General features: G+C 74.1%; 1 protein-coding gene. It reads right to left on the bottom strand.

The annotated features are described in order from the left end of the window. Positions 1 to 11 precede the first annotated feature (11 nt). Positions 12 to 568: FMN-binding negative transcriptional regulator (locus tag V7E45_RS40450; RefSeq protein WP_333779272.1), on the bottom strand; the 557-nt coding region annotated here is incomplete at its 5' end.

Genomic DNA, 568 nt, shown 5'->3' with positions numbered 1-568 from the left:
GGAGGGGCGGGTCACTGCTTCCAGGGGCCCATGCGGTCCAGGCGCCGGCGCTGCCGGCGTGCGGCGGACGCGTCCAGGCCCTCGCCGCGCGCGGTGAGGTGGTCGGCGACGGCGGCGCGGTGCTCGACGGGCTTGTGGTCGTCGTACTTGAACTTGGCCCGTACGCCGGTGATCTCCAGGCTCAGGCCGCGGATGCCGGACAGCATCCGGCCGTAGGGCGGCTGGTCGACGGCGACGGCGGCGTGGTCGCCGTCGGGCTGGAAGTGGGCGAGCTGGCGGCGCAGCAGTTCGGCCTTGGCCTCGGGATCGTCGACGATGGCGGCCCGACAGGTGAACTGCACGGCCGCGTAGTAGCTGGTCGGGACGCCGTCGAGGGGCGGGGTGCCGGCCGGGGCGCGCCACGGGCCCGGGATGAAGGCGTAGTCACCGATGACGGTGAGGACGACGCACGGGTCGTGCTCGATCGCCTTCCAGACCGGATTGGGACGGGCGAGGTGGACGAGGAGGCGGGGCCCGTCGCAGCTGAAGTGGGTGGGGAGGACGAGGGGCGGGTGGCCGGGCAGTCCGT

Origin of the sequence: Streptomyces sp. IBSBF 3136, assembly GCF_036815105.1 — a bacterium.
GTDB lineage: Bacteria > Actinomycetota > Actinomycetes > Streptomycetales > Streptomycetaceae > Streptomyces.
Note: the sequence above shows the minus strand (reverse complement) of the source record. Positions and strands in the feature narration are given on the sequence as shown.